The organism is Streptomyces sp. Act143 (assembly GCF_003143935.1).
GTDB lineage: Bacteria > Actinomycetota > Actinomycetes > Streptomycetales > Streptomycetaceae > Streptomyces.
In genome coordinates this window covers 4,221,959-4,242,224 of the sequence record NZ_QFRX01000001.1, presented here as the reverse complement: position 1 = coordinate 4,242,224, position 20,266 = coordinate 4,221,959, and the positions used below count along the sequence as shown (strand labels likewise).

The window sequence follows — 20,266 nt, the reverse complement described above, 5'->3', positions numbered from 1 at the left end:
CCCGAAGCCCTTGGTCAATGATGAAGGTGTCACCAATCACCACCAACCACCACGGAGGGCACCATGAAGGACCGGATCATCGAAATCCTCACCAACCTCGGCGGCACCCGGATCGAGGACGAGGGCAAGGCCCGCGAGGCGCTGGCCACCGAGTCGCGCGACATGACCCGGAGCCTCACCCCCTACAGCATGCGCAAGGCGATGGAGAAGACGGCGGACGCCATGCCCTGGCGGCTCCTGCTGGAAGAGCAGGGCGACGACGACCCGATCGAGGTGTTCCTCAAGCTCCGCAAGAGGCTGACGAAGCAGCTCGTCGGCACCACCTCCAGCAGCTCCAGCTGCACGATCTCCAACGAGCAGGACCGGCTCAAGTGGGACGGTATCCGCCGGTTCCTCCAGGACACCGACTGCATCGTCAGCGCCCTGGAGGCCGCCGAGCGGGCCGCCAACGAGCCGGCGCCCGAGCCGACGCCCGAGCCCGAGTCCAAGTCCGAGCCCGCCAAGCCGGTTCCGGCCCGCCGCCCCACCCCGGCCCAGCGCAAGGGCCTGGAGCTGATCGCCCAGGGTGGCGTGAAGCGCACGCAGTTCGGCCTGCGCAACCGGGAGCGCATCGGCAGTGAAAACGGCACCATCTATGCCGACACCTTCGAGGTGCTGCTCCGGGAGCGCTGGGTCACGCTGGACAGCTCGAAGTCCCTGTTCCAGGGCCAGCCGATCGAGCTGACCGAGGCCGGCCGGGCGCACCTGCCCGCCTGACCGACCGACGGCCACGGGCCCGGCTCCGGCCGGGCCACCGCCTCTGACCAGCGGCTTCCCTGACTACTTCTTGACCAAATTAATCAGGCTAGGGAGGGTACCCCCGAGGTATTTGGTCAATGATGAAGGTGTCACCAACCACTACAAACCCCAGGGAGCCCGACATGGCCACCACCACCGCCCGCAAGCCCATCACCCCCACCGCCCTCGACGCGGGCGAGCTGGCCGACTTCCTCACCGAGCAGGCCATGCCCCTCCGCGCCCTCTTCCACAGCGGCAACCCCGACACCGCCACGGGCTCCCAGCTGGTGCACGACGGAGTGTTTGCCCTGGTCCGGGCCCTGCGCGCCGGTGAGATCGCCCCGGTGGTCGCGCAGGTCCGGCTGATCGGCATCAACCGGACGGCCGCCCGCTACTGGATCAGCGGCGTCACCGCCCACCGCACGGCCTGAACCCGTTAGCTTTCCGGCCCGGCACCCGCCGGGCCGGGCCCCTCCACCCCCAGAAAGGCCACCATGACCGCCCAGACCCAGCCCGCCATCACCGCCGACGACCTCGGCGAGGCCGTCGGCAAGATCGCCGCCTTCGCCGCCCTCTCCCTCCACGAGTCGTTCCCGCACCTGGACCTGGACGAGCTGGTCGAGACGTTCACCCGCGAGTGCGCCACCGACTTCCTCAGCCGCCGGTTCCTCGCCGGGCTCGACGAAGGCAAGTCCCCCGGCCAGGCCGCCGGCGCGGCCGGGTCCGAACTCATCCGCAGGTGGGCCGACGCCCGCAACGCCGCCCGCCAGACCGTCACCGCCTGACCCCCGGAAGGAACAGCATGGCCACCCGACCCACCCCCGCCCAGATGAGGGCCCTGGCCCTCATCGCGGGCGGCCGAGTCCGCCTCATTCAGGCTGGACTCGGCTCCGACCGGATCGACAGCCCTGACGGGCCCGTAGCCTCCTCCACCCTCGACGTCCTCGTTCGTGAGCGCTGGGTCCAGGCCAGTGGCCCGGTGAGCCAGCCGCTTGACCTCACGGCAGTCGGCCAGTCGTTCCTGCCCGACCGCACCCCGGACATCGAGGCACCCACGAGTCCCCGCGGCTCCCTCGGCGACCTGGTCCTGGCCAAGGTGATGCGCAAGGCCATCCGCAGTGGCGATGTCGCCATCGACATGCACGCCACCTCGATCGATTTCGTCGTCGGCGACGACGAGTTGCTCTACCGCCTGGGCGGCAGCTTCGCGACCGTCGACGAGCTCGCCAGCTTCCTCGGCCTCGACCCCGCCGATATCACCGACGCCCGCTGAACCAGGAGGGAAAACGGCATGGCAGACATCACGATCAAGCACACGAGGGCCGAGGGCACGCTGATCGTCGGCTCCGAGCCCGGCGACGGCATCCTGGAGCTGCTGAACCCGTGGGGCTTCCGCTACGCCCGCACCGTCGGCTTCGTGTACCTGCGGGGCTCGCGGGACCGGGCGGCCGACATGCGCCGCATCCGAGGCGCACAAGCCGCCCTGGAGGCCGACGGGCACACGGTCACCCTTTCCATCGACGAGACCGTACGGCGCTCCTTCCAGGAAGCCGAGACCGAGCGGTACCAGCGGGCAGGGGGGCGGGCCGTACGGCGCGAGGCGCGGGCCGACCGGCTGCAGGCGTCCTCGGACGCCAAGTGGGCCGAGGGACGCCGGATCGCCGCCAGCTACATGGGGGAGCCGGTCAAGGTCGACCACTACTCGGCGGGCAGGCACCTGCGGGACCTGGAACGGTCGCGGAAGCTGTGCGGCCAGGCCGTAGCCGAGCAGGAGGAAGCCGACCGATGCCGGAGCCTCGCGGACGCGGCCGCCACCTACGAGCAGGGCCGCAAGCACGTCGGCACCACGCTGCGCCGGCTGGAGCGGCTACGGGCCGACCTCGGCTGCATCGAGCGGAAGACCGCGGGCACCCTGCGGGCCGCCATGCAGGTGGCCGGAACCAGCGCGGCCGTCGACCCCGACCAGCTCGCCGCGGACCTCGTACGGCTCGACGCCGAACACCACGACCTGACCGAGCAGATCCGCGCGTGGGAAGGCCACATCGAGCAGGCCGAGGCCGATGGCGCGAAGGTCTGGCGGCCGGACGACTTCACGCCCGGTGACTACGTCGGGCTGGGGGAGCGGTGGTACCTGGTCCTCCGGGTCAACCAGAAGACGCTGACCGTCCCGAAGTCGGTGGACTGGAAAGCCCAGGTCTACAACCGCGCCAACCAGCTCGGCAAGGCGACGAGCACCCTGCCCTACGACAAGGTCACCGGCCGCATGAGCGGCGACGAGATGGCCGCCAAGCTCACGGCGGAGACCGCCACCGCCTAGCGGGTCCCGGGGGCCCGCACGCGGCCCCCTGACGATTTCTCGACCAAACTTCTCGGGCTCCGGTGATTACCCCAGGGGCTTTGGCTCAATGAAGAGGATGTAACACACCACACCCCACCGAAAGGGACGGCAATGACCGCCGCCACCACCACCGTCAAGGTCCTCCCCGCCGACCTCGCCCAGAAGGTCGCGGACCAGGCCACGGTCGAAGGCGTCACCCCCATGCAGGAGGCCGGCATCTTCAACGCCCTCCGCACAGCCGGCTACTCCAACGACGAGATCGGCGAGATGACCGGCCACCGCGCCTGCTTCGTCGGCTGGCGGCTGGACCTGCTCACCCTGTGCGAACTCGGCCAGCTGACCCTCGAAGCCGGAAAGCTCCCGGTCAACCTCGCCGGGTACATCGCCAAGCTCGGCCCGGTCAACCAGGGAGTCATGCTCACCCGCTGGGAGCTGGGCCAGTTCGCCACCTGCATGGACGCCGAGAAGCACGCCCAGGGCCTCATCCGGGAGGAGAGCATGTGCGCCGAGCGCGAGCAGGCCATGCAGGAGGCTGAGCGCCTAGAGCGCGACCGCCGGATGCCCGAGCTGGAGCGCCTGGCCAGCGCCGAGACCGAGGAGTGGGAGCGGGCCAACCGCAGCGCCTGACCTGCGGCTTCACTGACGAACCCTTGACCAAACTCACCGGGATACGGAGGTTATCCCGGTGGGTGGGGTCAATGATGAAGGTGTCACCACCTCACCACCCACCCCGAAAGGCACGCAATGACCGCCACCCACATCCCGCCCAGCATGGCCCGCGAAATCATCGCCCACATCGGCCGCAACGCCCCGCTCCGCGAGGCCAGGGCGTACAGCTACCTGCGGGAAGCCGGATTCACCGTCGACGACCTGGCCCTGATGGCAGACAGGCGCCCGGCATTCATCGGCTGGCGCCTCGACCTCCTCAAGCTCTGCCAGCGCGGACAGACGGCCCTCGATGCCGGCGAGATCTCGTGGAACCTCGCCTGGGAGATCGCCCAGCTCAGCGAGCCCAACCAGAACCTGATGCTGACCCGCTGGGCGCGCGGCGAGTTCACCAGCTCCCGCCACGCCGAGCGCTACGCCCGCGCCATCGCCGCCGACGAGACCGGCACCGCCAGCCCGGAGCGGGCCCGCGGCACCGACAACGGCGGCACCCACTGGACGCCCGACGAGGACCAGTGGCTCCTCGACCACTGGGGCCACAGCAACGCCCAGCTCGCCGAGGACCTCGGGCGCACCGAGAACGCCATCCCGCACCGGCGCCGCGCGCTGCGGCCGGAGGAGTTCGCCCGCCAGGGCAGGTGACCTGACCGGCAAGGAAACCGGCCTCTGAGCTGCGGTTTCCTTGCCGATCCCTTGACCAAATCAGCCGGTGCAACGAGGTTATCCGGGTGGGTGGGGTCAATGAAGAAGGTGTCACCACCCACCACCACCCTCCAGGAGGGGTCATGGACAACATCATCATCACCGACACCGGCGCGACCGCCGACGAGGGAACCGGCATCGTCCTCACCGCCGGAGCGCTGGACCTCCTCACCCCCTGGCTCCGCGACACCCTCACCGCCCAGGACCGGGCCGACGAGAACTCGGACCTGTGCCAACTCCTCACCTCGATCCTGCGGGTGTCCGCCGACACCTACGGCACCCCGGCCCCCTCTCGGGCCACGTGCATCTGCCACGGGTGATCACCCGGTGGGGGCGCCCCGCGCCCCCACCTCCACCCGGCCACCCGACCGCAGCGCCCCGCCCTCAGTGGCGGGGCGCCCCCAGTTCTGCCCGCACGCACGAAGGAGCACCCCATGCAGATCCCGGCCGACGTCCTCGCCGTCCTCACCGACGACCGCACGATCATCAGCGGCGACCGCGTAGCCGTCCCCTTCGAGCTGGAGCCCGCGCTGTACCAGCGGATGAACCAGATGCTGAAGGACATTGGCGGCCGGTGGGACGGCAGGAAGGCCGTCCGTGCCCACGTCTTCCCCTTCCCGGTGGAGCAGTTCATGCGCGACTGCCTCGCGGCCGGCGAGTGGCCCAGCCGGTTCGAACAGGGCTGGTATCCGACCCCGCCGAAGGTCGTGTTCGACATGCTGGAGCACGCCTCGATCCGGGTCGGCCACACCGTGCTGGAACCGTCGGCCGGAACCGGCTCGCTCGCCAAGCGGGCCGCCGAGGAGATGGGCATCGTGGACTGCGTCGAGATCGACCCCCGCCGAGCCCACGTCCTCCGAGACCTCGGCATCGCCCGCCAGGTCGTTCAGGGTGACTTCCTCGACCTCGACCCGCTCGCCCTCGACGAGCCGTACGACCGCGTCCTGATGAACCCGCCGTTCAGCAACGCCATCGCCCACGTCATGCACGCGCTCGCGTTCATGAAGGACGGCGGCACCCTCGTGGCCGTCATGCCCGAGTCGATCGCCTGGCACTCGGACCGGGCCGCGGTCGAGTTCCGCAAGCTGATCGCCGACAACGAGGGCGAGATCGTCAAGCTCCCCGAAGACGCCTTCGCCCCGTCCGGCACGAACGTCCGCACCGTCCTCCTGGTGCTGGAGGCCGACCCCGACGGCAGCCTCCCCACCCACGGATGGCACCAGCGCCAGCCGCTCCAGCTCGACCTGTTCGCCATGGCCTGACCAGCCGTTTCCTTGCCGATTCCTTGGCCAAATCTACCGGGATACGGAGGTTATCCCGGGCGGTGGGGTCAATGAAGAAGGTGTCACCACCCACCACCACCCAGGGAGCCCGACATGGCCACCATCACCCGCACCATCACCGTCACCACCGCAGCCCAGGCCACGGCCGCAGCCCTCACCGGCTACGGCACGGTCGCCGGCGCCCGCGCCGACCTCCTGCGCTTCGGCTGCGAGAAGGAGGCGATGCGGTCGGCGGCCATCAAGGCCCACTCCCTGGCCCAGGCGCTGGAGCGCGGCGAGCACTTCACCTCCGAGCGGTTCGAGCTGCTCGCCCGCCAGATCGACGACGAGATGGCCTGGGCGGGCAAGGAGACGCGCCTCCCGGAGCGCGCGGACGAGTGGCTCGCCCTCTTCACCAGCTGATCGCCACCCACGGTGCCCCGCCCGCCGGGCGGGGCGCCCCACCACCCACCCAGAGAGGTAACCCCGCCATGACCAGCACGACCCCGGAAGTCGGCCAGCTCGAACTCGCCGGCGCCCTCGCCCTCATCCAGCAGATCGTCCAGGCCCGCGCCAGGCGCGACACCGGCGACGTCAACGGCACCGTCCACGTCGACCGCAGGGTCTGCCTCCAGGCGGCCGCGGGCATGCAGCCCAACGCCCGCTTCGACCGGCAAGCCTGGGTGAAGGCATGGCAGGACGCCCGCGAGGACGGCAGCCTCCCGTACCGCAAGGCGCTGTACCGGCGGCTCTGCCAGACGCTGGCCGACGAACTCGACTTCGACGGCGACAGCTGGGAGGGCGAGCACAGCCAGGCCGAGTTCTACCGGGTCGCCTCCGACCTCCGCACCGTGGACACGAAGGTCTGCATCGACGACATGCTCGGCCCGCTGGACGCCAAGGTCGACCCGCACAACCTGTGGAACGGCTTCGTCTCGCCCCGCTTCACCCTGGACGCCGCCCGCGAGCTGGCCGACCAGACCCAGCGGTGCGCCGAAGAGTACGGCGCCGACGGCATGGACACCGTGCACGTCATCGACATCGGCGCCAAGGGCCGCGGCGACAAGCCGCTGGCCGTCGTCCTCAAGATCTCGTGGATGTACCTGGAAGACGAGGGCGCACGGCAGGTCACCCACATCATCGAGCCCGACGACGACGGCCGGTACAGCATCGGCGGCTGGGAATGGTGCTGGAGCTACGCCAGCTGGTGGTGCCTGTGCAGCGAGGGCCACGACTGGCACGTCCCCCAGTGCGAGGGCTGCGGTATGACCCGCGAGCAGGCCGCCGCGCTCAAGGAGGCCGCGCCCCGCGTCGGCGAGATCCTGCACCGCCTCGCCCCCGAGGCGACCGCGGTCCTCTTCGAGGCCGACGGCGCTCCCCGCATCGTCGGCGCGGTGGCCGGCGAGACCGAGCTGAACCTCGGCGACGGCGGCCCGTTCGACACCGAGACGCTCGGCGAGGCCGACGCCGCCCTGCGCGCCATCCTCGGCGACAGCCTGACCGACAGCGGCCCCCACTGGCTCCGGTTCACCGGCCACGACGCCCACTGACCCCACCGCCCCACGAGAAGGGACCTCACATGGACAACCAGAGCCCCCCGGCACCCGCCCCCGAAGGCTTCCCGGCCGGGACCATGATCCTGACCCTGCGCGGCATCGTCCCCATCGAGACCGTCACCCCCGGGGACGAGGTGTTCACCCACGAGCGCCGGTGGCGCCCGGTCACCGAGACGATGACCGCGACCACCGAGACCGTCCGCGTCCACTGCGCCTCGTACATCAGCGGCTTCGCCACGACCGCCGACCATCCCTTCCACACGCGGACCGCGCCCGTCCTGCTGGACGGCGGCCCGGCCGGGGACCTGTCGGCAGCTGGCTGGACCAGGGCCCGCGACCTGACCGACCGCCACCGGCTGGCCACGCCACTCCACTTCGGGGAGCCGCTGCCCATCCCCGACCTGCCCGCCCCGCTCGCCGACGCGGACCTGGTGGACGTCCTCCACGCCGCCGGGGCGATGATCCGCCTCAAGGGCGCGGCCGCGGCCGCCGTCCGGCCCGAGCTGGTCGACTGGCTCGCCGAGCACTTCGGCCAGTACGGGGCCGGTCGCCGCTTCCCGGCCTGGGTGCTGACGATGCCCGAGACGCTGCGGATCGCATTCCTCGTCGGCCTGGTCAACGACGCCCCCCGCCGCCAGCAGAACCAGGTGCGCATGCACTCCAAGGCGTTCATGGTCGGCCTGCGGCTCCTCGTCTGCTCGCTCGGGTTCCCCGGCGGACTGAGCAACAGCAGCAAGCCCGGCAAGATCGGATGGCAGCTCTGCTGGAGGAGCGAAGGCGGCCGGCGCCCCGACTTCGACGGCTACCGGTGGCTGCCCGCCACCCGCGTCGAGCGCGGCCCCGCGACCGAGGTGTTCGCCCTGAGCGTCGCCGAAGACGGCTCGTACCTGGCCGACGGCATCACCTGCTGACCAGCAGCTCACTGACGAATCCTTGACCAACTCGGCCGGGATAACGAGGTTAACCCGGCCGGTGGGGTCAAGGATCGAGGACGTAGCACCCACCACACAGAACGGACACGGCATGGAACGCCAGACCCCTACCCGCCCCGCCTACGAACTGCCCGCCAGCCAGGCACTCGCCGAGGCCGTCGACCAGGCCCTCAACGACAACCGCACCACGCACGAGCAGCTCGGCCGCGTCATGCTCGTCGTCACCGCGGCGGCCGTCCGCGACATCCTCACCGGCCACCAGCCCGACGCCCCGTTCGACGCCGCACGGCTCGAACTGACCGAAGGCAAGGACTCGCTGTTTCCCACCGGCCGCTACTGGACGGCCGCCGGTGACGAGCGGACCTTCACCGAGGACGTCGGCGAGACCGAGGCCGGGAACGCCCTGCATGACCTCGGCGGCTGGACGGCGTACCTGGGCGACAGTACGCGCGACGTCTGGAGCCCGCTGTGCGAGGAGCTGCCCGGCCGGGACGGCCGGCCGGTCTGGTCGCTCGACCTCCCGCGCGCGGCCTCCCTCACCCTCGACCCGTCCGGCGCGGACGCCCCGGACGCAGTCCCGAGCTCCATGGTCGAGGTCATGGTGTGCGCGAACGAGCGCGACCGCTACCCGGCCCTCGTCGACCCGGCCGACCAGCGCGACGGCTTCGTACGGCCGTGGTTCGACCTCCCCACCGTCCGGATCATCGCGGCCGAGACCCAGGCCGAGGCCGCCCGCTACGGGCACGGCTTCGTGAACACCATCCACGTCCTGGACGGCACGGTCGACAGCCGTGCCGAAGTCGTCGTGCTCGAAATCGGCTGGATGTACCTCGGCGGCACAAGGCGAGAGAAGTCGGTCCGGGCGATCTGGCCGAACGAGGACGGCCGCTACTGCATCGGCGGCCACTTCGAGTGGTGCTGGTACGCGCTGGATAAGGACGGGCACCCGCAGATCCCGTTCCAGCCGGACGGCGTCTGACCTGCGGCTTTCCTGACGATTCTTTGACCAAACTCCCCGGGATAACGCGATTATCCCGGGGGGTGGGGTCAATGATGAATGCACGACACACCACCCCACCCGAAGGGACGGACCGCATGCCTTACATCTCCTCCACCACCCGCGCGATGGCCTCGGCCTCCAGCGGCGCCCAGACGTACGCCCGCCGCCGGCGAGTCAAGGCGTACAGGCACGACGGCACCGAACTGAGCGTCATGGACTGGTTCTGCGGCGCAGGCGGCTCCACCCAGGGCGCGGACGCCGTCCCGAACGTCAAGGTGACCCGGGCCGCGAACCACTGGAAGCGCGCGATCGAGAGCCACGAGCGGAACTTCCCCGGCGTCGCGCACTACATCGGCGACATCCGCAAGGCCCCGGTCTGGGCCTGGCCGATCACCGACATCCACTGGGGCTCGCCCGAGTGCACCAAGTGGTCGATCGCCCAGGGCAAGAAGCGGGACTTCGCGAAGGCCGTCCAGGGCGACCTCCTCGACCTGTACGCGGAGCTGGAGGAGGAGAAGTTCCAGACCGAGGAAGAGCGCGACAGCGGCGGCCCCACCGAGGAGGAGCAGGCCAGCCGGGCGCTGATGGAGGAGATCCCGCTCTACCTGCGCGGCGTCCAGGAGCGCGGCGGGCTCGTCAAGGCGGGCGTCGTCGAGAACGTGGTCGACGTCCGGCAGTGGGCCGAGTGGGACCGCTGGGTGGCGGAGTTCCACAAGCTGGGCTACCGGACCAAGCTGGTCGCGCTGAACTCGATGCACGCCGACCCGCGCAGCGTCCACCGCGCCCCGCAGTCCCGTGACCGGCTGTACTTCGTGTACTGGCACGCCAGCCTCGGCCGGAACCCGAACTTCGAGAAGTGGCTCGCCCCCTCGGCGTTCTGCACCGGCTGCGACCAGATGGTCAAGGCCCGACAGGTGTTCCGCAAGCCCGGCGTCGACATGGGCCGGTACAAGAGCCAGTACGACTACCGGTGCCCGAACACCAAGTGCGGCCACCAGATCGTGGAGCCCGAGACGATCCCCGCGGCGGCCGCCATCGACTGGTCGATCCCCGGCGGTCGGATCGGCGACCGCAAGACGCCGCTGGCGGAGAAGACGATGCGGCGCATCCAGGCCGGGCTGGACAAGTTCGCCCGCCCGCTGATGGTGCCCACCGGCGGCACCTGGCGCGACGCGGCCACCGACCTGCTGGAGCCGATGCCGACCCGCACCACCCGCGAGAACGACGCGCTCGCAGTACCGCCGCTGCTCGTCCCCTGCGACGGCCGCGAAGGCAAGAACGCCCGCACGATCTACGGGCCGATGCAGACCCAGACCGCCAGGGCCGAGGCCGGGCTCGCGTGGCTGCCGTTCATCACCGAGATCCGGGGCGGCTCCAGCGACGTCCGCGCCATCACCGACCCGCTCGCCACGGTCTGCGCCAGCGGCAACCACCACGGCCTGGCCGCCGTCCCGATGCCGGGCATGATGATGCGGAACAACGGCTCCACCGGCGACGGCGGCGAACACTGCACCGACCTGGCCGAGCCGATGCGGACCCTCACCACCACCGGCCACCAGTCCCTCGTCACCTGGGAACCCTTCCTGGCCCCGTACTACGGCAACGGGACCCCGCGCCCGGTCAGCGAGCCCGTCGGCGCCCTCTCCACCCGCGACCGCTTCGCCCTCGTCCAGGGCGACATCAAGATCGAAGACGTCCTGTTCCGGATGCTCCAGCCCCACGAGATCCAGCGCGCGATGGCCTTCGCCGACGACTACGTGGTGCTCGGCTCGAAGCGCGACCGCGTCCGCCAGCTGGGCAACGCGGTCACCCCGAACGCGTCGGAGGTGCTGATCTGCATGCTCGCCGAGTGCATCACCGGCGAGGAGATCAGCCGCTACGACCTGGCCGCCTGACCAGCGGTTTTCTTGTCGATCTCTTGACCAAATCCGCCCGGCTAGGGAGGTTAACCGGGTGGGTTTGGCCAATGATGAATGCACGACACACCACCACCCACCAGGGACGGAGCGCCAGCCATGGACCAGACCCAGACCCCCCTCCTCCACCGGTACTGGGACCTGGAGGACAACGCGATCTCCGACGAGCTGTTCGAAGGCCCGTGGAGCACCCGAGTCCTGGCCTACGAGCTGGCGGCCACGTTCAGCCCGAACACGGCCAACCCCAAGCGGCGACAGTTCCTCGCCGAGTACGAGTCGGACGGCTGGGGCGGGTGGGTGCGCGGCAACATCTGCCGGGCCCTGGCCGCCGAGGGCGTCACCCTCCACCAGATCAACCGCCGCAAGTCCTGAACCGCCGGGGCGGCCGGCCGGCCGCCCCCAGCCCGCCCCCACCTCACCACCAAGGAGACAGCCATGACCGCCACCCGGACCCCCGAGTTCATCATCGTCGGCCGCGTCGACGCAGCCAGCTACACCCTGTGGGACATCGCGCCCGCCCCCGTCGACCTCACCCGCAGGCAGGTCGTCGTCGAGGAGCTGGACGTCGAGGCGGCCGACGCCCTCGGCGAGGTCAACATCATCAAGGGCGCCACCGCGGCCGAGGCGCTCGACAGCTTCCTCGAGGGCCTGCGGCAGGCATCCGGCAACCCCGAGTACGCGCTCGCCCCGAACAGCAACACCAGCAACCTCGCCGTCACCGCCGCCCACGCCAGCGGCGCCGCCAAGGCCGGCATGGTGCTCGTCGAGGCCACGGTCTGGCCCGGCGCGGACAGCTTCCGGATCGCCGGCTGGAACCAGTACGACAGCACGGCAGACGTCCGGATCCGCGACGCGATCACCCGCAGCGGCTTCACCTTCCCCGGCGGTGCGGTGTCTGTCCGCATCGACCATCACCGCAACGTCACCAGCACCCTCGACCTCGCGGCCGCCTGCGCCCTCCTCGCGGCCAGCGGCCAGCTCGACCCGCGCGCCCTCGACCAGGCCGTGCTCCTCGGCGAGCTGAACAGCCACAGCGGCGCGGTCGAGGCACTGCCCGGAATCGACGACGCGGCCCGAACCGCCCACGCCAACGGCTACCGCACCGTCATCGTCCCCACCGACCAGGTCCGCGACGTCCTCGCCCTGGGGCTCAAGCTCGACGTCATCGGCGCCCGCCGACTGACCGCCGCGGTCACCGCCCTCCAGCTGCTCGCCGAGGAGGGCTGACCTGCGGTTTCACTGACGATTCCTTGACCAAACTTCCCGGGATAACGAGGTTATCCCGGGAGGGTGGTGGAAGGATGAATGCAGGACAACACACCACCAACCACCAGGGAGCACCCGATGGCGATCCTCCTCATCAGCAACAGCACCGGCACGGTCACCGCGACGGTCAACGTCAGCCCCGCGCCCGTCCTCCCGGCGGCGCCCGTCAGCACCCCCCTGCCGGTCACCGACTTCGGCGTCTGCGGCGACTGCGGCGAGGACCTGGTCCCGCTCACCAACAACAAGGGGGAGGTGCGGACGACGTTCTGCGAGTACTGCGAGTTCGGCTTCTGACCCGGCCGGGCGGCCGGCCGGCCGCCCCCGGGGCGGGCGGCGCGACAGGCCCACGGGCCTGGTGCGCGCCGCCCGCCCCGGAACCGCCACCCCGGCGCCTCCGCTCACCAGAAAGGCCACCGCCATGAACGACAGCCGCACCCCCACCGAACGCCGCGCGACCGCCCGGGTCGGCACCGCCGACGGCATCGCAACGGTCCTCGCCCGGATCTGGCCCGACGCCCCCGACGCCAGCGTCATCCTCGGCGTCGACCACGAGCGCGAGACCCGCGACCGCATCCGCGCGGCCCTCATCAACAGCGGCTACGAGTGGCCCGACGGCACCGTCAACGTGCAGGTCACCCGGGACGACCACCGCCCGTACGGCACCCTGTCCGACCTCGCCATCGCCTGCGCCATCCTCGCCGCGGCCGGCCACATCCACGAGGGGGCCCTCGACCGCATCGCGGTAACCGGCGAACTCGACCTGGCCGGCTGGCTGCGCGCCCCCGAGGGCATCCTCGCCAGCGTCAACGCCGCCGCCGCCGACGGCCTCACCACCGTGATCGTCCCGGATGCCACGACCGCGTCCGAGCAGCTGCACCAGGCGCCCGTCGACCCCACCGCCACCGTCCACACCGCGACCTGCCTGCCCGAAGCCGTCCGCCTCCTCAACACCCTCCCGCAGCAGGGCAGGCCGGGGGAGGACGCCGGAACGTGCGCCCAGTGCGACCGGACGCTCGTCTGGGACCGCACCGGCAAGGGCGTGAACGACGAATGGGGCGAGTACCTGTGCTACTCGCCCCGCCGTCCGGGCAAGGCCGTCCACGTCCTGAGCCAGTAGCAGCCGGCGGGCCGGGGAGCAGGGAGCGCTCCCCGGCCCGCGCCCATCCTCCACCCACCGCACCCGGAAAGGACGCCCCAGTGAGGCCCTGGACGATCCGGCCGATCCGCCTGCCCGACCACCACCTCCCGCACGGCCTGGACAGCGGCCAGCCGGCCTGCCGCCCGTGCAACACCGCCTGGCCCTGCGGACCCGCACGAGAGCACCTGTCGGAAAGCCGCTGCACCTGCGGCGCGGCCGTCTGGCGGGACAAGACGACGCCCCGCAAGTGGCACGTCGGCCCCCTCTGCTACACCCCGGCCGACGTCACCCGGTGGCAGGCCGCCGAACTCAAAGAGGCCCGCCAGCCGCACTACCCGCCGAGCCACTTCTACCCGCCGAAGCCACCGCGGCCTGTACGGCAGCGCCCGCCCTACCGGCACACCCCGGCCGGACCGGGCGACGTGAACCTCGGCACGTGGGTCTGGGTCGCTCCTGGTGCACTGCACGCCGGATGGGGCGACATCCACCACCTGGCCATGATCACCGCGCTCGGCCTGCCCCGCTGCGAGGTGTGGCTGATCCTCGACGGCACGGTCCACCTCGCCCGCGCCGACCTGCTCGTCCTCACCGGCAACAGCAGCCGGCGAGGCGAGACGCCGCCCGCGTGGACCGGATGGACGGTCGCCGAGCACCTGGTCCACGGCAAGCCCGCCACGGCGCCGGTCGCCGAGCCGGTACAGGACGGGTTGTTCGGCCTCTGACCTGCGGTTTCCTGACGATTCCTTGACCAAACTTCCCGGGATAACGAGGTTGGCCCGGAGGGTTGGCGGAAGGATGAATGCAGGACACACCACCACCCACCAGGGAGTGCACGATGGACCTCGCTACCCTCCTCGAAGAGACCGAGCTGATCGCGGGCGCGGGCGACGCGGACGATGCGCTCGACCTCGTCAAGCGCCTGATCCGCAGCGAGCAGGTCGCCTGGGCGTGCGAGATCCGCCGCAGCGTCACCAAGGGCCAGCTGGACGCCGAGCGGCTGATCGCGGCCGGCGAGAAGATCCGTCGGGAGGCCATCGCGCACCGCGAGCAGGCCCGCCGCGACCTGATGGCCGCCACCCGCGCCCTGCTCCGGGGCGGCGAGGACAACATCATCACCCGCGGGGCCCGCGAGCTGGCCCGCTTCATCTAGCGGACGGCGGGCCGCCTGCCCTCGGGCGGGCGGCCCCCGGCAAGGCCCTGACCTGGGCATACTTGCCGATCCCTTGACCAAATCAATCGGTAAACCGAGGTTATCCCGAAGCTCTTGGTCAATGATGAATGCACGACACACCACCCACCCACTCACCACGGAGGGCACCATGACCGCCACCACCACCGCCACCCCCAAGGCCGCCAAGAAGGCCACCGGCAAGGCCCCCGCCAAGAAGGACGCGGCCAAGAAGGCGCCCACCGCCCGCAAGGCCCCGGCCAAGAAGGCCGCGGCCCCCGCCCCGGCGGCACCGGCCGAGCTGAAGACTACGCTGAAGGTCCTCCCAATCGAGAACATCGAGCGGGACGAGAACCAGCCCCGCGAGGTCTTCGACGAGGAGAAGCTCCAGGAGCTGGCCGACAGCATCAAGGAAATCGGCGTCCAGCAGGCCATCACCGTCCGCTACATCAGCCGCGGCAAGTACCGGCTCATCTCCGGTGAGCGCCGCTGGAGGGCCTCCCAGATGGCGGGCGTGGCCACGATCCCGGCGATGGTGATGCACGGCCTGGAAGGCGGCTCGGAGACGCTGGAGGGCTTCACCCGGTCGGTCGCCGAGAACCTCGGCCGGGCCGACATGACCCCGCTGGAGGAGGCCAACGCGTTCCAGAAGCTGGTGGACTTCGGCCTCACCCCCGAAGAGGTGGCAAAGCGGATCGGCAAGAGCTGGAACCACGTCGACAACCGGCTCCAGCTCCTCAAGCTCGTGCCCGCCGTGCAGGAGGCGCTCCTCAAGGGCCACGTCCCGGTCGGCCTGGCCTGGTACGCGGCGCAGATCAGCCCGGCCAACCAGAACGCGTTCCTCGCCCGCTGGAGCCGGGGCCAGTTCGCGACGATCAGGGATGCTGAGGGCTTCTGCCAGCGGGTCCGGGCCGAGGAGCAGGACGCGGCCAGCCAGAGCGTCATGTTCGTCCTGGCCGAGGACGCCGACCCGAGCAAGGTCGACGACACGATGTTCCCGGAGCTGGCCGAGGCCGACGTCGACCGGCGTGAGCGGATCATGAGCGACCGCAACAAGCTGGTTGGCAAGATCGGCAAGCTGGGCGCGGCCGGCGAGATCCTCCAGGAGATCGCCAGCATGGACCCCGACGAGCTGGCGCTCCTCCTCGCGGGTGCGCACGGCGGGATCCCCGGCAACCGGATGCGCATCGACCACCTGCGCCAGGTGGCCACGAAGGCGTCCCAGAACCTGGCCAAGGCGGCGACCGCGGCCACGGTCCGCGCGGGTGCCCTCCGGGTCGCCCCGGACGCCGAGGCCACCAACACCACCGAGACCAGCGCCTCCTAGCCCAGGAGGCGCAGGGGCCCCGCACACGGCGGGGCCCCTGGGCCAAATTCAACGGGATTATGAGGGTAAACCCGGCGAATTGGTCAATGATGAGAGCAGGACACACCACCACAGAAAGGCGCAGACCGGTGCTCGACGTACGCAAGCTCAACCTGGAAGGGCCGGAACAGCCGGTAGAACGGATCGAGGTCCGCCAGCCGATGGAGCTGAGCACGACCAGGTATCAGAATTGGCGGCCGGAGCTCGGCATCCTGCCCGTCGGCATCACCGTTGGACGGCCCCGCTTCGTCCGCTACAGCTTCGAGAGTGTCCCGGTGCTCGCCCCGCACGAGCTGATGCGCGGCCCGCTCAAGGGCATCGACAACATCGCGGTCGAGCGGATCGTCTACTTCGAGCGGCTGCGGGTGTACGAGCACGAGATCCTCGCCGCGCTCCAGGAGCTGGCCAAGCGGTACCCGGAGACGCCGGCCTGCCTGATGTGCTTCGAGGCGGTCGCCGAGAAGGGCGAGGAGTGCCACCGTCGTTGGTACGCGGAGTGGGCCCAGAAGCGGTACGGCTGGGACATCCCGGAACTGGAGCCGCGCGGAGGAGCTGTCGCGGCCCGGCCGGACAAGCCGAAGGCGGAGGAGCCGCCGACGCTGTTCTGACCGCAGCTGGTCCGAGGGCCGGGGAGGCATCTCCCCGGCCCTCGGCCATTCGCCAACCCCCATCACCCGCACGGACTTGGGCAAGGTGGGTCAAGGAAGGGCAACTGCTAACATTCTGACTCGGCGTCACGGCCGTCCGCGAGCAGCTCGATTGGATGGAGCACCGTCTCTCGAAGGCGGAGGTTGGAGGTTCGAGTCCTCCCTCGCGGTCCACCTCATCCGCTCCCCGGCCCCTCGGTCGGGGAGCGGACGCGTGTTGGGCGTGAAGGCGCGGGCAATCGGGTCGATGCGGCGCACGAATGCCCGTGCGCAATGCGGCTACCGCGAAATGTCGGCTTTTTAAGACGCGCTGACGGAGCCTCAACGTGACCTGACCTGCGGCTAGTCGTCCGAATCGCAAAAAGGCACATGCGCGTACCGACTTCGATTGGGGAATACTGCGGCGCTCACGGTATCTTTCGGATTGCTCCCTTCGAGGGGACGCAGGACGCACCCACCGCGCGGGGGCGCAGCCGCGTTCCCCGCAGTCCGGGGTTTTCCCCGGGTGACGGAGGGAGCCGATCTTGAAGCCGTTTCGCTGGTTGAGAGATCGGTGGCAGCGACACGTACGGCCGCACGTCTCTTCGGGGCGTGTGAGCGCGAGCTGTGAGGTGTTCCTTGTGATCGCCTGGCTCGTCGAGCACTGTCCGTGACGCGCGTGAGCCCCAACTGAGCGAAGCTCAGCCAGGGCCCACACCACCTCAGGGCCTCGTCCTCGTGGTCCGCGGGCGGCAACCTGCGGGAGGGCGGGGCCCTGCCTGTTTTCCATTATTGCGCCGTAACGCGGTACGAGCTTACCAATGATTCTTGGAGCAAAACTACGGGGAGCGTTCAGGGTAAGTCGTTCGCGAACGCTGCATTGTGCGCTGCCAGCAACTTTACAAATGCTGCTCGCGCAACTTTCGTCCACAACTTCGCCGGTCAGGCGTTGCCGAGCAAAGTTCCGGCATTGTTGGCGGCGTAGCGCATTGCTGGCAGACGCCGCCGCACCTCCCTAGCAGGTCAGCGGCTACCCTGTGCCCCCGAACGCTGCTGGTTGTGGGCCGAGCGGACCGCTGACCCCCTGGGACTCCCATGCCAGCAGGTTTCGCAGCACCCGGCGTCCTCTTCGCCGGGAACTCGTCCGCCCCGGACCGCGCCTTCTACCGGCAGGTCTTCAACAAGCTGCCCCGCGACCAGTACACCCGGTACGTCGAGGTCGGCGTGGGCTCGTTCGCCGCGGCCCTCGTCGCCGCCAACGCCGGTATCCCGCCGACGTGCATGGAGACCTCGGACGTCACCCTGTACACCGGCATCGTCGGCACGTACGTGTCCGGCGGCGATCTGGCCGGCCTGGGCATGACGCTCGACGGCGAGCCCGTCGAGATCCCCGACGCGCCGCCCCACGAGCAGGCCGCGCACCTCCTGTACGTCCACTGGCTGGCCCGCATGCAGGCCAAGCCCGAGGTGGACTACTGGACGAACCTCGTCACCGACATGGTCGAGCGCGAGGCCGAGCACAAGGCCCGGCTCGCCGGCTCCTTGAAGCAGATCGGCGACCGGCTCCCCGGCGTCAAGTTCACCCCGATGTGCATGTGGGACCACATCGCCCTCGCCGAGGACGACCCGCACGCGATCATCATCGCGGCGCCGCCCACCTACAAGGCCGGCTTCGAGAAGTTCTTCGACACCGGCGGCCGCATCGAGTGGGCCGAACCGAAGTACGCGGTGTTCGACCCGGACGTCGACATGCAGCGGCTCGCCGACCATATGCGGGACAAGCCGGCGCTGCTGATGTTCCTCCAGGAGGAGCGCTCCGGGATCGCCGCGCACGAGACCCCGGTGTTCGCCCACCCCCTCGGCGACGTCGCCCGCGCCTTCGTCATCAGCAACCGGCCCGAGGAGATTTTCAAGCTCACGGGAGGCCCCAAGGTCGCCCTGGGCATGTCCCGGTCGACCGGCCCTACCTCCCTACCGATCATCCCCCCGGACTACCAGGTCACCGACCAGTCCCGCGTTGGCGTACTTGCGGCAAAGGGGACGGAGGTTGATTACTACCGCGACCTGTGGATGCACCGGCTCGCCGCCGCGCCCGGCTCGTACAACATGCTCGTCGTCATCGACGGCTTCGTGGCCGGCGTCATCGGCTACGGCGCGGAGACGATGACCCGCCCGTACCCCGGCGCCACGAAGTACACGACGCACCTGCTGATGCGGTTCGCGTTCGGCGCCCCGCACTACGACCTGCGCCTGACCCGCCTCGCGACGATGCTCGCGCTGCGCCGCGACACCGCGAAGCTCGTGTTCACCGGCGCCTCGGAGATCCTCCTCGCCGCGTCGAACGGCCTCGTCACCGTCGAGTACACCCGGCACCCCGAGGCCAAGGGCCTGCGCGGGCTGATGCAACTCGAGTCCCGGGCCAAGCACCCGGACGGCTACAAGCTGTCGTACCGCGCCGACTGGGTCCAGGACGACATCCCCACCACCCTCACCACGTTCCTCGCGAAGGAGAAGGCATGGCGCGCAAGCCGCAAGAAGGCGAAGAAGTGACCACCCCGGCCCCGGAGGGCGAGCCGGAGCTGCTCACGCCGGGCGAGCTGGGGGAGGTGGTGCAGGCCGGCGCCAAGGTGGAGTGGTCGACGGAGAACCCGCCGCAGGACGTCATGCAGATCGGCGAGGACCTGTTCATCAAGTGGGTCGACGTCACCACGCTCCGCGAGCAGGACATCAACGCGCAGGTGATGCAGCCGCGGCACTTCGAGCGGCTCACCGGCAACATCCGCAAGCGCGGCATGCTCGAATCGCTGCCCTACTGCCACCAGCCCGGCGGCGCCGGCCCCGTCGAGGTGATCTCGGGCCACCACCGCTCCCGGGCGGCACGGGCCGCGGGCCTCGCCCGGATCCCCGTCATCGTCGACACCCGCACGATGCGGCGCTCCGAGGTCATCGCGAAGCAGATCGCGCACAACGAGCTGCACGGCGACCCCGACAAGGACGTCCTCGCCCAGCTCGTCGCGATGATCGACAACGTGGACGACCTGATCGCCACCGGCCTCGACGAGGACCAGCTCCCCACCGTGGAGCCGGACGACACGAAGCTCGCGATCCCGCACGGCGAGTTCGACTGGCGCGCCGCCACGCTCATGTTCCTCCCGCACCAGATGGAGGACTTCAAGGGCGCCGTCACCGCCATCGCCAACGGCACCGACCTGGTCGGCGTCGCCCCCGTCGAGGTGTTCGAGGGGTTCGCCGCCGCGGTGTACGCCTTCGGCCGGTGCAAGGACGTCCGGAACTTCACCACGATGATCGCGCTCCTCACCGACATCGCCCGCCGCGAAGTCGAAGAACACGCCAAGCAGGCCGCCGAGCAGGACGAGCCAGCCGCCACCTAAGCCCCGCACGTCACCAGACCCGTAGAGGGGCACACGCGTCCCCTCTACGGGCCTCCACACCCCCAGGGATCGTGACCAACATGAGCGACCGCATCACCCTCGACCCCTCCCTGGACCCCTGGGAGCGACAGTCCGGAGAAACCGCTAAGAGGCATGGCCAG

24 protein-coding genes and 1 tRNA gene are annotated in these 20,266 nt (G+C 70.3%); all 25 read left to right on the top strand.

From position 1 onward, the window contains the following. Positions 1-63 precede the first annotated feature (63 nt). The 25 genes from DI272_RS18910 to DI272_RS18785 all read left to right on the top strand — a co-directional run bounded on the left by DI272_RS18910 (position 64) and on the right by DI272_RS18785 (position 20,105). Positions 64-756, top strand: a complete 693-nt coding sequence (locus tag DI272_RS18910) for a hypothetical protein (protein WP_109496497.1) — start codon at positions 64-66, stop codon at positions 754-756. Positions 757-920: 164 nt separating this feature from the next. Next, positions 921-1,208 carry a hypothetical protein gene (locus DI272_RS18905; RefSeq protein WP_109496496.1) on the top strand — a complete coding sequence of 96 codons (288 nt, stop codon included), beginning with the start codon at positions 921-923 and terminating at the stop codon, positions 1,206-1,208. A gap of 63 nt (positions 1,209-1,271) precedes the next feature. Further along, a complete protein-coding gene (locus tag DI272_RS18900) occupies positions 1,272-1,562 on the top strand; it encodes a hypothetical protein (RefSeq protein WP_109496495.1) in 291 nt (96 codons plus the stop codon). A 17-nt stretch (positions 1,563-1,579) separates the two neighbouring features. Then, on the top strand, positions 1,580-2,050 hold the full coding sequence (locus tag DI272_RS18895; protein ID WP_109496494.1) for a hypothetical protein: 471 nt from the start codon (positions 1,580-1,582) through the stop codon (positions 2,048-2,050). 18 nt (positions 2,051-2,068) lie between these two features. After that, a complete protein-coding gene (locus tag DI272_RS18890; RefSeq protein ID WP_109496493.1) occupies positions 2,069-3,094 on the top strand; it encodes a DUF3560 domain-containing protein in 1,026 nt (341 codons plus the stop codon). Between the two features lie 132 nt (positions 3,095-3,226). Then, positions 3,227-3,742, top strand: coding sequence for a hypothetical protein (locus DI272_RS18885; RefSeq protein WP_109496492.1), 516 nt, complete (start codon positions 3,227-3,229; stop codon positions 3,740-3,742). 117 nt (positions 3,743-3,859) lie between these two features. Next, entirely contained in the window at positions 3,860-4,423 is a 564-nt protein-coding gene (locus tag DI272_RS18880; RefSeq protein WP_109496491.1) for a hypothetical protein, read from the top strand. A 143-nt stretch (positions 4,424-4,566) separates the two neighbouring features. After that, on the top strand, positions 4,567-4,803 hold the full coding sequence (locus tag DI272_RS18875) for a hypothetical protein (RefSeq protein WP_109496490.1): 237 nt from the start codon (positions 4,567-4,569) through the stop codon (positions 4,801-4,803). Positions 4,804-4,917: 114 nt separating this feature from the next. Further along, complete coding sequence (locus DI272_RS18870) at positions 4,918-5,745, top strand: methyltransferase (protein WP_109496489.1); 828 nt, start codon at positions 4,918-4,920, stop codon at positions 5,743-5,745. Positions 5,746-5,859: 114 nt separating this feature from the next. Next, positions 5,860-6,168: a hypothetical protein gene (locus DI272_RS44550; protein WP_181387243.1), complete on the top strand. Its 309-nt coding sequence runs from the start codon at positions 5,860-5,862 to the stop codon at positions 6,166-6,168. Positions 6,169-6,236: 68 nt separating this feature from the next. Continuing rightward, positions 6,237-7,295 carry a hypothetical protein gene (locus tag DI272_RS45375; RefSeq protein ID WP_258314603.1) on the top strand — a complete coding sequence of 353 codons (1,059 nt, stop codon included), beginning with the start codon at positions 6,237-6,239 and terminating at the stop codon, positions 7,293-7,295. A 29-nt stretch (positions 7,296-7,324) separates the two neighbouring features. Continuing rightward, complete coding sequence (locus DI272_RS18850) at positions 7,325-8,212, top strand: Hint domain-containing protein (protein WP_109496486.1); 888 nt, start codon at positions 7,325-7,327, stop codon at positions 8,210-8,212. A gap of 112 nt (positions 8,213-8,324) precedes the next feature. Then, positions 8,325-9,212, top strand: coding sequence for a hypothetical protein (locus DI272_RS18845; protein ID WP_109496485.1), 888 nt, complete (start codon positions 8,325-8,327; stop codon positions 9,210-9,212). A gap of 116 nt (positions 9,213-9,328) precedes the next feature. After that, positions 9,329-11,128 carry a DNA cytosine methyltransferase gene (locus tag DI272_RS18840; protein WP_109496484.1) on the top strand — a complete coding sequence of 600 codons (1,800 nt, stop codon included), beginning with the start codon at positions 9,329-9,331 and terminating at the stop codon, positions 11,126-11,128. Between the two features lie 120 nt (positions 11,129-11,248). Next, positions 11,249-11,521, top strand: a complete 273-nt coding sequence (locus DI272_RS18835) for a hypothetical protein (protein WP_109496483.1) — start codon at positions 11,249-11,251, stop codon at positions 11,519-11,521. A 63-nt stretch (positions 11,522-11,584) separates the two neighbouring features. Next, complete coding sequence (locus tag DI272_RS18830) at positions 11,585-12,376, top strand: magnesium chelatase domain-containing protein (protein WP_109496482.1); 792 nt, start codon at positions 11,585-11,587, stop codon at positions 12,374-12,376. A 117-nt stretch (positions 12,377-12,493) separates the two neighbouring features. Next, positions 12,494-12,709 carry a hypothetical protein gene (locus DI272_RS18825; protein ID WP_109496481.1) on the top strand — a complete coding sequence of 72 codons (216 nt, stop codon included), beginning with the start codon at positions 12,494-12,496 and terminating at the stop codon, positions 12,707-12,709. Between the two features lie 124 nt (positions 12,710-12,833). Beyond that, the gene (locus DI272_RS18820) at positions 12,834-13,532 is read left to right on the top strand and encodes a magnesium chelatase domain-containing protein (protein ID WP_109496480.1); all 699 of its coding nucleotides are present in this window, start codon (positions 12,834-12,836) and stop codon (positions 13,530-13,532) included. 80 nt (positions 13,533-13,612) lie between these two features. Continuing rightward, positions 13,613-14,275, top strand: coding sequence for a hypothetical protein (locus DI272_RS18815; protein ID WP_109496479.1), 663 nt, complete (start codon positions 13,613-13,615; stop codon positions 14,273-14,275). 113 nt (positions 14,276-14,388) lie between these two features. Next, entirely contained in the window at positions 14,389-14,703 is a 315-nt protein-coding gene (locus DI272_RS18810; protein ID WP_109496478.1) for a hypothetical protein, read from the top strand. Between the two features lie 169 nt (positions 14,704-14,872). Continuing rightward, on the top strand, positions 14,873-16,048 hold the full coding sequence (locus tag DI272_RS18805; protein ID WP_109496477.1) for a ParB/RepB/Spo0J family partition protein: 1,176 nt from the start codon (positions 14,873-14,875) through the stop codon (positions 16,046-16,048). Between the two features lie 128 nt (positions 16,049-16,176). After that, complete coding sequence (locus tag DI272_RS18800; RefSeq protein WP_109496476.1) at positions 16,177-16,695, top strand: hypothetical protein; 519 nt, start codon at positions 16,177-16,179, stop codon at positions 16,693-16,695. A gap of 136 nt (positions 16,696-16,831) precedes the next feature. Further along, positions 16,832-16,908, top strand: a tRNA-Arg gene (locus DI272_RS18795). 900 nt (positions 16,909-17,808) lie between these two features. Further along, complete coding sequence (locus DI272_RS18790; protein ID WP_109496475.1) at positions 17,809-19,263, top strand: hypothetical protein; 1,455 nt, start codon at positions 17,809-17,811, stop codon at positions 19,261-19,263. After that, entirely contained in the window at positions 19,230-20,105 is an 876-nt protein-coding gene (locus DI272_RS18785; protein ID WP_109496474.1) for a ParB N-terminal domain-containing protein, read from the top strand. Before DI272_RS18790 ends, DI272_RS18785 begins: the two co-directional genes overlap by 34 nt. Positions 20,106-20,266 lie beyond the last annotated feature (161 nt).

Coding starts and splice junctions, on each gene's coding strand:
- DI272_RS18890 (WP_109496493.1), top strand. CDS start 2,069: ATGGCAGACATCACGATCAAGCACACGAGGGCCGAGGGCACGCTGATC.
- DI272_RS18850 (WP_109496486.1), top strand. CDS start 7,325: ATGGACAACCAGAGCCCCCCGGCACCCGCCCCCGAAGGCTTCCCGGCC.
- DI272_RS18830 (WP_109496482.1), top strand. CDS start 11,585: ATGACCGCCACCCGGACCCCCGAGTTCATCATCGTCGGCCGCGTCGAC.
- DI272_RS44550 (WP_181387243.1), top strand. CDS start 5,860: ATGGCCACCATCACCCGCACCATCACCGTCACCACCGCAGCCCAGGCC.
- DI272_RS18805 (WP_109496477.1), top strand. CDS start 14,873: ATGACCGCCACCACCACCGCCACCCCCAAGGCCGCCAAGAAGGCCACC.
- DI272_RS18875 (WP_109496490.1), top strand. CDS start 4,567: ATGGACAACATCATCATCACCGACACCGGCGCGACCGCCGACGAGGGA.
- DI272_RS18840 (WP_109496484.1), top strand. CDS start 9,329: ATGCCTTACATCTCCTCCACCACCCGCGCGATGGCCTCGGCCTCCAGC.
- DI272_RS18870 (WP_109496489.1), top strand. CDS start 4,918: ATGCAGATCCCGGCCGACGTCCTCGCCGTCCTCACCGACGACCGCACG.
- DI272_RS18895 (WP_109496494.1), top strand. CDS start 1,580: ATGGCCACCCGACCCACCCCCGCCCAGATGAGGGCCCTGGCCCTCATC.
- DI272_RS18835 (WP_109496483.1), top strand. CDS start 11,249: ATGGACCAGACCCAGACCCCCCTCCTCCACCGGTACTGGGACCTGGAG.
- DI272_RS18825 (WP_109496481.1), top strand. CDS start 12,494: ATGGCGATCCTCCTCATCAGCAACAGCACCGGCACGGTCACCGCGACG.
- DI272_RS18785 (WP_109496474.1), top strand. CDS start 19,230: ATGGCGCGCAAGCCGCAAGAAGGCGAAGAAGTGACCACCCCGGCCCCG.
- DI272_RS18820 (WP_109496480.1), top strand. CDS start 12,834: ATGAACGACAGCCGCACCCCCACCGAACGCCGCGCGACCGCCCGGGTC.
- DI272_RS45375 (WP_258314603.1), top strand. CDS start 6,237: ATGACCAGCACGACCCCGGAAGTCGGCCAGCTCGAACTCGCCGGCGCC.
- DI272_RS18845 (WP_109496485.1), top strand. CDS start 8,325: ATGGAACGCCAGACCCCTACCCGCCCCGCCTACGAACTGCCCGCCAGC.
- DI272_RS18905 (WP_109496496.1), top strand. CDS start 921: ATGGCCACCACCACCGCCCGCAAGCCCATCACCCCCACCGCCCTCGAC.
- DI272_RS18810 (WP_109496478.1), top strand. CDS start 14,389: ATGGACCTCGCTACCCTCCTCGAAGAGACCGAGCTGATCGCGGGCGCG.
- DI272_RS18790 (WP_109496475.1), top strand. CDS start 17,809: ATGCCAGCAGGTTTCGCAGCACCCGGCGTCCTCTTCGCCGGGAACTCG.
- DI272_RS18910 (WP_109496497.1), top strand. CDS start 64: ATGAAGGACCGGATCATCGAAATCCTCACCAACCTCGGCGGCACCCGG.
- DI272_RS18885 (WP_109496492.1), top strand. CDS start 3,227: ATGACCGCCGCCACCACCACCGTCAAGGTCCTCCCCGCCGACCTCGCC.
- DI272_RS18900 (WP_109496495.1), top strand. CDS start 1,272: ATGACCGCCCAGACCCAGCCCGCCATCACCGCCGACGACCTCGGCGAG.
- DI272_RS18880 (WP_109496491.1), top strand. CDS start 3,860: ATGACCGCCACCCACATCCCGCCCAGCATGGCCCGCGAAATCATCGCC.